This window comes from Rhodococcus sp. DMU2021 (assembly GCF_019641445.1).
Taxonomy (GTDB): domain Bacteria; phylum Actinomycetota; class Actinomycetes; order Mycobacteriales; family Mycobacteriaceae; genus Rhodococcus; species Rhodococcus pyridinivorans.
In genome coordinates this window covers 34702-46439 of the sequence record NZ_JAIFKB010000022.1, presented here as the reverse complement: position 1 = coordinate 46439, position 11738 = coordinate 34702, and the positions used below count along the sequence as shown (strand labels likewise).

Below are 11738 nucleotides of genomic sequence, written 5' to 3'. Positions count from 1 at the left end.
GACGACGACATTCCTGGTGCGGACACCGGTCCCCGAACACCTACGAGACCCTCTACATCGCTACGCTGGCATCCGCGGCGTAATCCACCACCCGTGTCCATTTGCTGGGGGTAAGGCCCATCCTGCTTAGTGCGAGGAGGGAGTCATCAGACAGGCCAGCGGTATCGAGAGCGGCCAGGCATTCGATCGGCCCGAGTTGTCCTTGCTCGATCCATTCAGACACCAATTCGTCCGGTGCCAGCCTCGCCAACGTCGTGAATGCCGCCGAGGGAACGGTCTCGCTGGTGACTGTTTCCCGCGCGACGTTCAACGCGATCTGGGGAGCGTGGCTGATCAGCACCTCAATCGCTTCGTTGCGTCGGTCTTGAGAGCGGACGGAGTCACGCGCCAGATGACTCACGATGTCGATCAGGCGGATGTCGGAAAAATCTGCGAGCGGGTGGCGAGCGAAGGAAAAGTCATCGTCCTGCCGAATCCGTTCTCGCAGCGCTTCGTCGATGGTGTCGCGCCCTGTAGGAGGGACTGCGTCGCGGATCCAGATTCTCCAGTCCTCGTCCCCGACGAAGTTCGGCATCCGCACCAGCACCGGGGACCACGAAGACCAAGCGCTTGGGGTGACGTCGCTGAGCATATCCGGACGATGTGCAGCCAGGGTCGTGAAGAGAATTGCACCGGACCAGTCGGGCATCACATCCTCGAGCGTGAAGGAGGCGAGGTCATTCCAACGGTGCGGTTCGGGGTGCCGGGTGTTGACGTAGTCCACCCCGAGCCGCAGGATGTCCTCCTGCTTTTCCTGGGGCACCGTGGCCCACAGTGGTCTGCTTGTCAGGTCCCAGCCGAAGCATCCCTCGGTGAGCTGTTGATTGCCGGCGAGCGCGATAACGACGGTCCACCACAGGGTGATGTCATCGCAGGAACGGGCGAGAGCATTGTGCAGCTGAGACTCCAATGAGGCGGCATCGATGTACTCCTCGTCGTCTATCAGGTGATTTTGCCATGCCGGGCGCTCCGAGATTGGTTGCTGCCCTTGATAAACGGACAACGCCGGGAAGGCGGGATGGGTCTTATCGATCTCCAGGACGCGCTCGGCTGTTGCGGCGTCGGGCACGTTCCACGCCAGCCGGTGCAGTACCACTCTGGTGGGTTCGTGCGCTTCGAGTGGGGCGGTGCAGATCCAGTCGAGCAACCATCCGAGATCTGCGGGCGTGACCATACGCATCTCGAGGACGGGGTAGTAGCCCTTCGAGCCGCTCTTCAGCGCTGAGGCAACCATGGCGTACCGGCGTTGCGGATTGTCGTCCTCCAGCCAGGGAGGCACCTTGTCTGGAAACAGCTGGTGGGCAGAGAGAAGCTCGTTACTCAGGACTGCACCGATGTCTTGGCACACCTCGGGGTCGTTCATGCTCCAGGCGCGTTGCAGCAGACCACCGATCATGCGGTCGAATGCCAGGTCGTCGAGCTCAGGCCTGCGTTGCAGTATGTCGGTCAGGACAGGAAGGACGTAATTTTCGGGAAGAAGTGAGGGCAGCTCGCCGAGAAGTCGAGCGTAACCGCCGAAGAAGTTCGGTGTACGCCGGGGCCGCAGGGAGCGACAAATGGAAGTGATATCGACAGGCGCGGTGAGAATCGCGCGCAAGACTGCGGCGAGGACTTCATCGTCGGGATCCTCGGCGGTGTCGAGGTTCAGAAGCGGCTGCAGTTTGCTCATATCGTCACGAGGCGCAACGGCAGCGAAGGCTCTCACCGCCTCGGCGCGAATGGTGGCGTTCAACGACGAGGTAGAAGCAATCTCAAGGAGATCGTCAGCCGCTTCGATTACGGCACAGTCCCGTGCGAGGCGACATATCCAGAACGCGACCTGGTCGTTCATGACGTGCCGGGAGGCCTCATGGAGTTGAGTCGCCAATGCCGGGTGAGACAGGGCAGGGGTGTTGGCCCGCCACTCTTCAGTGATCGTCCCAGCGGCAGCACCCCGCAGGAGCTCGTCGACGACGCGTTCTCGAACATGCTCGCCCACTAGTTCCAGCCCGGCGGTGCTCAGCAATTGCTGGACGTTGTGCGCCACCAGATCGTCGGGAACCGGTGCCCCTAAAGCCGACAACCAACCAAGAACTTCGATCATCGGACCGGGGACCAAACCATTGACATCGGCGCCCAGAATCGAGACGAGTCGCTGCCCGGTCACGCCGCGTCGTACGAGATACGATGCGGCAAGAAACTCGGCGTAGGACTGGTGAACGAAGGATACGGCCCCTTGACCCGCGGTGGTGAACAGCGCGGTGTTCAGTACTTCACGGATATCGTTCACCGTCACCTGAGACAGGGCTGGTTCGTCCTGTAGGGGTACAGCATCGACGGGAAGGGTGGATGTACCGCCGTTGTTGAGTGATGAGTTCGATGCGGCGTGCAGGGAATCCGCAGAGCCGAGCAGGAAGGCACTCATCCCACAGAACAGGGATAACGCGGCCAACCTCTCGCTGATCACTTGTCGTCGATGGATGTCAAGCGTCCCGATCGGGCGCTCGTTACTTCCTTCGGTGAGCATACGCCCGACGGCATGGTCCATGGCACCTGCTCTGTTAGTGGGAAGTTCATCTGCCTGGCGCCACTGCTGGATGAGGATCTTGGCCTGGAGGGGATAGGCGAGCAGACGCGTCAGACGTGCGCGCTCGACCGCTGCAAGGAAAAGCTCGGTCTCTGCCGGTCCGCCGATCATCTGTGTGATTTCTGCACGGCTCAGGGGAAGAAGCTCAAGCTCGACAAAACCTGGCAAAGCGCCCGCTAGTCCCTCGGAGAGACCAGCCGTCCACGATCCAGGTCTGCAAGCAAAGCGCCAAGCTATCCAGCTTGCGCCTGGACTTCTCAACGAGCTAACGAGCGCGTATGCGATGTCGGGGTCGGATTGGAGTGCGACATCAACGGAATCGATAAAAACGGTACGAACGGAGCAGCTGTCTGACGACGATCCATCAGAGACGAGGGACTGGAGCTCCGCTACGAGGGATCGCCGGTCGTGCAACCGCAAATCTATGGTGTGAACACCAGTTTCCTGACTTTTCAGGGCCTCGATCAGAGTGGTCTTTCCTGCTCCGCCAGGGGCCAGCAACACGTAGGAGTAAGGTGCACCGACCAAATTTGAGGCAAGCTGAGGCCGTTCCCCTGAGTACCAGTCACGGCTTAGAGTGGCGGAGTCGAGCAGGCCGTCCGGGGTACGGGGGACTTTATTGCCTACCGGTGCAACCCAGCGGTCCACAGCTTGCTCTGACATATCTCTTCCCTGTCGTTCAGTCTCGAGGACTCTTCACTATCATCGGACGACGCGCAACGGCCGCATGTAGTTCTCAAGTAGGCCGCTCGCGTCGTCCTGGGGCGATCGCCTTGCTGCCCGTTCCTTGACTGTCCAACAGTCGATAGACCGGGTTTGCTGCAGAGGCTGCACGGGTTTCCTTACCGGCGCCTTGGGTGTAGCGCTGGGTGGTGGTCATCGACTCGTGCCCGAGCAGTCGCATCAGGGTGTAGACGTTGACGTCACTATCGGCCAGTGAGGTCGCAAAGGTGTGCCGCAGTTGGTGTACCAGAGCGCCTTTCGCGCGCTGTCCATTGATGCCGGCGCGGCGATAGGCGCGCTCGACCCGGTACTGGATCGTGGGTCCGGTGATGCGTTCCCCATCGGCACCGAGGAAGAGCGGATCGGTGGCCCGGAGGCGGCGCCAGGGCGAGGCGGTGGGGGAGGTGCGGGCCTTGCCGCTGCCGGGGAATCGCCGCAGGCGCGAGTCGAGGTATGACGTGAGCACGTCGACGAGTGCGGGCTCGGCGGTGAGGACGCGTTGTTTGTTTCCCTTGCCGTGCACGGTGATGGCCTTGACGCGGCCGGTGTCGTCGAGGTCGCGGAAGTCCCCGATGTTGAGGGTGACCAGCTCGGACAGTCGACATCCGGTGAGCAGTGCGGTAAGGACTATGGCGAGGTCGCGTTCGCGCCAGGCGTGTGCGTTGTCGTCTTCGTCTGTGGTCAGCGCGGTGATCAGTTTCTCGACCGCGTCCTGGTCGAAGGCCTTCGGTACGGTCTTGGCGACCTTGGGGCGCAGGACCGCGTCCATCGGGTTGGCGACGATCAGATCCGAGGTGAACAGGTAGCTGCACAACGCGTTCCAGGTCGACCAGCAGCGCCGGATCGAGGCGGGGGAGCGCGTGTCGGCGTAGGCCGCGAACGCCGCGCGTATCCGGTCCTTGTCGACCACATTGCAGGCCAGGTCGTGGACCGGAACACCGCTGTGGGCTGCGAGAAGTTCGGCGATCGCGGTGAAGTCCTGCCGGTAGGCCTTGAGGGTGGCCTCCGATGGTTTGCCGGTGCTGCGGTAGACGAGGAACTCGTCGAACCGGGCGGCGAGACTTCCTGCGTTGGACATGCGGTGTTCCTTGGTCTGGGTGATGGGTTAGTCGGGGTCCTGGATGGTCTGCCGGACGCGGACGTACGCGTACGCGCACATCGCCAGCAGAATCGTCGAGCTCAGCAGGATCGGCAGTTTGGCGGTCCAGGATGCAGCGGAAGCGAGCGCTGCCACACCGATGGTCAGAGCGCCGCAAGCCTGGATGGAGAGGGCGGCCACCTTCGGTGCAACTTCGGTCGTGCTGCGGCTCCACTGGTGTCCGAACAGTAGGAGCAGCGCTCCAGGGAGCAGCAGGAACATCACGGTCACGGTAGGCGGTCTCCTGACTGTCGTCGGCCGCGATTGAGGAGCGGTAGGCGCCGATCGGTTGTTGCTAGATAATATAGATTATCTAGCAGATCCGTGTGAACGGCCACCCTAGTTGACGGATCGTCACACGGTACGGCTCCAGCTGCTACAGACCCATCTCACGCATACCTGCTTCGGCCCTCGCAGGATCGTGGTGATTCGCTGCCGCGACCCGTTTTCGGGCGCACAGCGGGCACGGTCCTCGCCGGCTCGATGACAACTGCGCAACATGTCAGGCACCGGCACCGCTACGGCGTATCCACGGTCTGAAACCGGTCCAACGGCTCGGCTCCTGCAACACGCTTTCCCGTTCGACAGCCTGCTCGGGGTCAGGGCGCCGAGGTACAGCGAACCTCCGTAGCAGCATGGAAGGGCGGCACCGCACGCCGGCCTCGCGCTGCATCCATCACTTGGCTTCTGGCCGTCGCCCCGCACGACACCGGGCCGCCGTCGCGCGAATGCGGAACGTCCTGGCCTGCGCCACGGTCGCTCTCAGTCATTGCCCCATCGCATGCGCTCTCTCTCATCTTCGAGGTGCTCGTCAAGTGCGAATACCGCCCTCCGGAGGGGGTCCTCAACTTGCTCAATAGCGATCTCCAGAGAGGCAAAACGATCGAAACTTTTGACGTAATCGGTTCCTTTGGCGAGCTTCGAAGCAGCGGAACGCCACCGGGAAATGCGCCTGTAATCCGCATTCAGTTTCTTCGTACCATTCGCGGCGGCCATCTCGTTGTGGATATGAACGATCTTATCCAGCGTATTTGATCTGGTCTGAATGTCCGTCTCGGCCCATGGGAACCCACCCGTTGCCAGGTATTCAAGGTCTGAGTCGATTTCGTCTAGGCGTTCCGCAAGGTGCTCTGAGAGGGTCCTTCCAAGTTTCTCGGGGGCGCCGACGGGTGACTGAGTGAGCAGGGGACGTGCGTAGGGAGCTGCGAAACTGTGTGACGTGACCTCAATATCGGGAAACAGCGCTCTTAAGTCAGGCAGATCTCCTCTACCCGCCATTGACCATGCCCCGGGTTTCACGCGCTCCATCAGATTGCAGGCGACGAAGGTGTAGATTTTCGCTGCGGCTTCAATGGTGTTGGGTCTGATCTTATCCTCGTGATAGGCCTCATTCCGATATTTATGAAGCCTCTTCAGAACCCCGCCATAGTTGTTATCGAGGAATCCTGCAGTAATCAGGTATCCGACTCGCCGGTTGAAGTCATTTTCAAGCTTGGGAATCGCGTCCGCGGGCAGTGTCTCACGCCTGTACCTGTCCCTAATCTCTGTCAAAGGTTCAGGATCACCGCCATCGTCGAACGGCGTAGGGTCCGTGTACTCTTTCCCGGACGCAATCATCGCCTCGATGTGATCGAGGTACTTCAAGCTCAAGTCATTTCCGCTCAGGAGCTTGTCGCACTCAATTTTGAGGAGTAGCTCCACAGTGTTGTCCAGGAGCATCAGGCTGATTCGCCACCGGGCTGCTCCGCCCCTTTTGAGCAGGTCATTTGACTCAGCAACCTGCACCACCAGGCGCTCCACACGATCCACGCGACGCTCGGCCCTTCCTCGATTCACTCTGTCGAGCTGAATCGTAGAGGGCCGCACGATCCGCCGGACGGGATGAACCCCTTCCCAGATGGCGACCGATCTAACGCCCCCAGGATCGGCCGATCCCGCGACACCTCGCGTCTCGCTCGGCACCCAACGGCGATTCATCTCGTCGCACCGGACCTACCCGACGATCGACTCCGGAGGAGAACCAGGCGTTGGCGATAGTCTCGAGCGATGCCACCACTGAACCCCAACCTCGCCGGCCGGGTCTTCCCACCGACGACATATCTCGTCGGCCGCGAGAAGATTCGCGAGTTCGCCCGCGCCGTGCGTGCGACGAACTCGCTGCACCACGATGTCGAGGCATCCCGGGCCGCTGGCTTCGCAGATGTCATCGCGCCGACGACGTTCACCACCGTCGTCCAGTCCCCCTCGGTGACCCAGCTCGTCGAAACCCCGGACACCGGACTCGACCCGCACCGCATCGTCCACGGATCGGAGAAGATCGAATACCGCCGCCCGATCGTCGCTGGCGAGGAACTCAGCGCCACGCTGACGATCACCGACGTCACCGAGCGTGCCGGTAGCTCCATCCTGTCCACGATCTGCGAAATCCGAGATGAAAGTGGCGACGTGGTCGTCACCATCACCTCGTCGCTGCTGCACCGAGGAGATGACGAATGACCTACACAGTTCCTCGCTTCACGGACCTTGAGGTCGGTGCGGTTGTCGCGAAGGCCGACCTGACGGTGACCCGAGATGACCTGGTCCGCTATGCCGGCGCCTCGGGTGACTTCAACCCCATCCATTTCAACGACGCCGTCGCGACCAGCGCAGGACTACCGGGCGTTCTCGCTCACGGGATGCTGACCGCGGCCCTCGGTCTGCAGGTCGTCACGGACTGGGTCGGAGACCCCACCACGGTCGTCTCGTACGAGACCCGGTTCACGCGGCCGGTCGTGGTCGACCAGGTGAAGGGTGCCGACCTGTCGATCTCGGCGAAGGTGGCTCGTCTGGACGACGAGGAACGCACTGCGCGGATCGACGTCACGGTGTCCGCGGAGGGACAGAAAGTCCTCGGGAAGACCCAGGCCTACATCAAGTTCTCCGCATAGCCACCGACTCAAGAGGTCACTGCGCCGACTTCGTACCGCCGCGATTCTCGTGGTTGGACTCACCGCCCGGCCGTGGAGTCGAACCGCACCCGAGCGGATGAGGGACCGATCTGTCGCCGCGAACTGCTAGAACGATCCCTTCAGATCCTCACCATGATCTCCCAAGTCAGGAAGGACGATTCCGTGAGCGATGAACCCGCTGTCCCCGACCTCGACAAGGCGCTTGAGCTCGTCTCCCTGTTCTGCGGCACCGAAGCAACGCAGGTCGACGAGAAGGTGATCCGCGCGCCTATGATGAACCCGTTCACCCGCCAGCCCATCGATTTCCGGGCCCAGTACGACGGCAGTGCAGATGACGAGGGGTGGGTTGTCCAGTTCTTCGAGGACTACGACGCTGCGGATCGAGGCCGACTCAGTGGCCAACGAGCTCCAGAACTTGCGGCAGCCATCATCGGTGCGTGGGCGGTGCTGAGCGGGAAGTATCTCGACGGTGTCGAGTGGCTCGAACGTTGATCGCGCGGACCTTTACCCGGTGCCTGCGCGTGACGCGGGAGACCTCCGAGCCTCATGAGAGGGTCCGGGGTCTCCCGAAGTCACCCACGCATTACGGTTGCATCCACATGTACTGAGACGTGCCGAACGCCGGCACTCCCAGCATCTGGACCGTCAGCAGGCTCACGCCAGCCCCGATCGGGATGTCGACCCGGGTGGGCCCGGGTTTGTCCACCGTGACCGTCACGGCGTGGCCGAACGGCGCAATGCCGTTGATCCACTCCAGCTTCACCGGGGCCGCACATTCCGGGCTGGCGCCGAAGTTGCCCGTCGGCGTGAGCGTCACCCCGAGCAGATCCGTTCGGCCGGGGACGGTGTCCCTCGATATTTGGATCGGGCCACCGCATCGGTCGAGGTTGACGACGGGCCAGATGTTGTCTCCGCCCGGGCTCGGCGTGACGGGCGGTGACGCAGCCGATGCGAGCCCGGCTCCGGAGACAGTTAGGACTCCTGCCGCAGCCACTCCGGCTGCTATCTGAACCGCACGTCGTACTGCACCGTTGAGCTTGCTCATGAGTACCCCTCGATCGTTGGTGAACTGGCGGCCTGACCGTACGGAGGCGGTTCACCAGGCCCGGGGGTACGAGCCGCCGCGCAGGGTTTGATACAGGCATGAACCGGAAATATTGGGATGATTTGATCGCTGAAGGTCGGGCACTCACGCGCCTCGCAGAGGGTGACCCCCGAGATCTGGCAGTACCGCTACACAGCGAGGACCGAGCGGCTGTTCGTAAATTGGCCGAGGCCTACCGCTCATCGGTACGCGATACTCGCTTTCGCGACGCCGATCGACCCGAGCACCAGCTCCAGGACGTAATTGATGCATACCGATGGATGTATCCATACACCTCGTTACGTGTAGGGCCGCGAGGTGAGCCGAAGAAGGTCGCCGAGTAGTATCCGCTGGCTGATCGGGCCCGGCGCACGATTGCCGGGGCGCTGGCGGGTTCAGTTGATCGTCCGCGCTCATGCGCTTGCGTCAAGGTAGTTCCTTGAGCAAGTCGTTCGACTACGCCGCCGGAATCTGCGTTCGCTCCCCGATCGCCGAAGCGTGCGGCACCTACATCAGCGCGACCGGGCAGACCGGCGTCTGGGGTGGCCGTGAAAACCGTCGCGGCAAGTTGATTCGCTGAGCACACGACAGCGGGCTCCACACCAATGCTGGTGTGGAGCCCGCTGGTTTGTTGCTGCAGTCAGCCCGCGCTCGGCGCAGCCGGATCCGCGGCGGGGGCAGCCCCGAAAGCGGCGATGGCGTCACCGACCGCCGTGCTGATCAGGTTTCCGCTCAGACCCGGCGTGGCGTCGTTGAAGAACGTCTCAAGGGTCTGGTCGACCTGGTTGAGGATCTGTTCGCCACCTGCCTGAGCGCCGACGAAGTCCCGGACCTGTGTGTCGAGGGCCGGGGCCGTCTCGGTAGTGAACGACTGAACCGCGTCGACCGCGGTCGCACCCACCGGATCCTGGGACCATTGATCGAAGGTGGTGTCCACCTGCTCGGCGATCTGGTCCTCTTCGACGTCCGGGACCGTCGTCTCGATCGGGGTGGCACCCTCGCCGGCTCCGTAGGCGGTACCAGCCGCAAGGCCTGCGGCGCCACCAATTCCGGCACCGACCGCACCACCGGCAACGCAGCCTGCTGCAGCGCCGATCGCGGCGCCACCGGCAGTGCCCGCGACACCGGTGGTGATCGGTGCGGTTCCGGGGATCGGAGAGGGAACCCATCCGCCCAGGACAGCGCCACCGATTCCACCGATCGTGCCGCCGATGAGCCCTGCCGGAACTGCTGTGGCCGCACATCCGGTCGCGAACCCGCTCACCGCGCCGAGCGCGGTTCCTGCTACCTGCCCGGAGGCGACCTTTTCGGCTTCGGTGGTTTCCAGGCCAACTGAGCGCCACGCGTCGGTGACCTGGGCTTCGATGACAGCTGTGGTGTTGTTGGTGCGCTTGGCGTCGATGTCCGAGACCCAGTTCGGCTGATCGAAGATCACTCGTCCGACGCGGATCTTGTCCTTGGGAGCTTCGATCGGGAGCGTCGGATCGATCACCGGCGTGGGTGCGTGCAGATTGCTCCAGTCGACCTGGGGTGAGGTGTTCTCGGAGTAGTTGGCATCACCCGAGTAATCGTCGCCTCCGGAGTAGTTGTTGCCCCCGGAGTAGTCGTTGCCGGACCAGACCGTCTGCGTCACGCCACCGCCGGTTTCCGGGTTGTACGCCCGCGTGCCGCGGTTGTACTGGGGCGGCGGAGCGACCCAGAACGACTCCTCGGGCTCAGGAGCACTCTGCACGGGCGCGGGTTCCGGAGCTGCCGGCGTCGGGTTCGGGTTCGACCACCCGGACTCCGGTGCGCTGTCCGAAGGATCCGGGTTCGACCACCCCGACTCCGGGGCGGCAGTGGCGATCCCCGCGCCGGTGACGGCGGTCATGCCGATACCAGCGGCAACCGCCGTCGGAGCAATCCACGAGCTTCGTGGCTTGCGGTGCTTCTTGGCCATCTGTTGTTCCTCCTGTGCTGCAGCCAGAGCTGATACCGAGTTCCCGGCGACTCCGGGACCGGTGAGCCTGTGCGACGCGGGGCCCCGCACGTTGTCGCAAAGGTCGCGCCGACCGTAGAGCGGAGCTTCTCCACTCCCACCCGACGCCGAGTGAAAAGCGTTCGCATGCAGGGCAAACAAGCGATGACCTGCGTGGAGAAGCATGGGGCTACGGTTCTGCGCACCGACCACCAGACCGACCCGATACGAGGAACGCCATGGCACGCGGACGCGTAGAACCCGACACACAGCCAATGCCCGGGAACGACGAGTGGGACAGCGACGACCCATGGGCTGAGGGACCAGTCACCGACGGACAGAGCTTCACTCCCGGGTACGACCAGGGGTTCGGCGACGAGTACGTCGCGGACGAATTCGGCGGGGGCACCGACGGCTTCGACGACGCCTCGGAGGTGACCGCTGCGTTCCCCGCGGTGACCCCTGCCCCTTTACCCGACTACGAGCCCTGGGATCCGCGCGCCGAGTCCGAATACCGTGGTGCCGATCACTACGAGACACCCGACTATGACCACCACTCTTCCGACGCCCGCACAGCAGATCCCTACGGGGGCATGCCCGAAGGGGACTTCGACACCGACGCGTTTCTTCGGACTCCCCAGAAACCGACCCGAACCCCCGCGGGAAAGCGTCGTCGCGTCGGCGTGGTCGCTGTCGTCGCCGGGGTTGTGGTCCTCGGCGCCGTTGCCGTCGGCACTTTCCGGGGCGGCTTCACAGATCAGGAATCCTCGGCGGCGGTAGGTACAACCGCTGCCGTCACGACGACCGCGCCGGCGACGCCGAGCACCGTCGCTTCCGCTCCTGCTCCCGGGGACACCACCAGCGGCCCCGGGGTGATCCTCGGCTTCGACAACGCGTACTACGAGCAGCGCAACGGTGCCGCCGCTGCCGGATACCTCGTCGCCAGCCAGAACACTCCCGCCACCGCGCAGGCAATCCAAACCGACATCGACCGACTCGACCCGCTGACGACCCACAACATCGTGATCACCAGCACCGAGACCGAGAACGTCTACAACGTGCGACTGACGGTCACCACCCCTGACGGCGTGAGCCACGAGTACCACCAGCAGTACACGGTGGTCTCAGCCGGAGGACGGTTCTACATCGCGAACAAGCTGAGCTGCGACTCGGTCTGCCCGACCCCCTGACAGTGCGACAGCCGGGGACTGAAACATCCGCCGCCCGAGGAGGTTCTGTGGAGTCGTCCCCGACAACCCGGTCCTGCGGACCGATCCCCACAG

The 11738-nt window shown here is 63.3% G+C and carries 11 protein-coding genes; 5 read left to right on the top strand and 6 right to left on the bottom strand.

Annotation, left to right across the window (positions count from 1 at the left end):
* Positions 1 to 52 precede the first annotated feature (52 nt).
* From K3M35_RS22700 to K3M35_RS22685, 4 genes are all read right to left on the bottom strand, one after another.
* The gene (locus tag K3M35_RS22700) at positions 53 to 2716 is read right to left on the bottom strand and encodes a hypothetical protein (RefSeq protein ID WP_220667000.1); all 2664 of its coding nucleotides are present in this window, start codon (positions 2714 to 2716) and stop codon (positions 53 to 55) included.
* Positions 2717 to 3341: 625 nt separating this feature from the next.
* Positions 3342 to 4406, bottom strand: coding sequence for a tyrosine-type recombinase/integrase (locus K3M35_RS22695; RefSeq protein ID WP_217580383.1), 1065 nt, complete (start codon positions 4404 to 4406; stop codon positions 3342 to 3344).
* A 27-nt stretch (positions 4407 to 4433) separates the two neighbouring features.
* A complete protein-coding gene (locus tag K3M35_RS22690) occupies positions 4434 to 4697 on the bottom strand; it encodes a hypothetical protein (RefSeq protein WP_220666999.1) in 264 nt (87 codons plus the stop codon).
* A gap of 531 nt (positions 4698 to 5228) precedes the next feature.
* On the bottom strand, positions 5229 to 6275 hold the full coding sequence (locus K3M35_RS22685) for a hypothetical protein (protein WP_138845867.1): 1047 nt from the start codon (positions 6273 to 6275) through the stop codon (positions 5229 to 5231).
* A 237-nt stretch (positions 6276 to 6512) separates the two neighbouring features.
* Here K3M35_RS22685 and K3M35_RS22680 point away from each other — a divergent pair, with 237 nt between their 5' ends.
* The 3 genes from K3M35_RS22680 (at position 6513) to K3M35_RS22670 (ending at position 7906) form a co-directional block, all read left to right on the top strand.
* On the top strand, positions 6513 to 6962 hold the full coding sequence (locus tag K3M35_RS22680) for a MaoC family dehydratase N-terminal domain-containing protein (protein WP_138845866.1): 450 nt from the start codon (positions 6513 to 6515) through the stop codon (positions 6960 to 6962).
* The gene (locus K3M35_RS22675; protein WP_138845865.1) at positions 6959 to 7393 is read left to right on the top strand and encodes a MaoC/PaaZ C-terminal domain-containing protein; all 435 of its coding nucleotides are present in this window, start codon (positions 6959 to 6961) and stop codon (positions 7391 to 7393) included. The genes K3M35_RS22680 and K3M35_RS22675 overlap by 4 nt, the downstream gene beginning before the upstream one ends.
* A gap of 183 nt (positions 7394 to 7576) precedes the next feature.
* The gene (locus K3M35_RS22670; protein WP_138845864.1) at positions 7577 to 7906 is read left to right on the top strand and encodes a hypothetical protein; all 330 of its coding nucleotides are present in this window, start codon (positions 7577 to 7579) and stop codon (positions 7904 to 7906) included.
* A 91-nt stretch (positions 7907 to 7997) separates the two neighbouring features.
* Here K3M35_RS22670 and K3M35_RS22665 read toward each other — a convergent pair whose 3' ends face one another.
* On the bottom strand, positions 7998 to 8459 hold the full coding sequence (locus K3M35_RS22665) for a hypothetical protein (RefSeq protein WP_217580389.1): 462 nt from the start codon (positions 8457 to 8459) through the stop codon (positions 7998 to 8000).
* Positions 8460 to 8937: 478 nt separating this feature from the next.
* Between K3M35_RS22665 and K3M35_RS22660 the strand changes: the two genes are divergently transcribed.
* Positions 8938 to 9078 (top strand): hypothetical protein, encoded by a 141-nt coding sequence (locus K3M35_RS22660; protein WP_175428119.1) that lies wholly within the window; start codon positions 8938 to 8940, stop codon positions 9076 to 9078.
* Positions 9079 to 9138: 60 nt separating this feature from the next.
* Here K3M35_RS22660 and K3M35_RS22655 read toward each other — a convergent pair whose 3' ends face one another.
* Complete coding sequence (locus K3M35_RS22655; RefSeq protein WP_138845862.1) at positions 9139 to 10437, bottom strand: insoluble domain protein; 1299 nt, start codon at positions 10435 to 10437, stop codon at positions 9139 to 9141.
* A 293-nt stretch (positions 10438 to 10730) separates the two neighbouring features.
* Here K3M35_RS22655 and K3M35_RS22650 point away from each other — a divergent pair, with 293 nt between their 5' ends.
* Complete coding sequence (locus tag K3M35_RS22650; protein ID WP_138845861.1) at positions 10731 to 11645, top strand: hypothetical protein; 915 nt, start codon at positions 10731 to 10733, stop codon at positions 11643 to 11645.
* Positions 11646 to 11738: the final 93 nt, after the last annotated feature.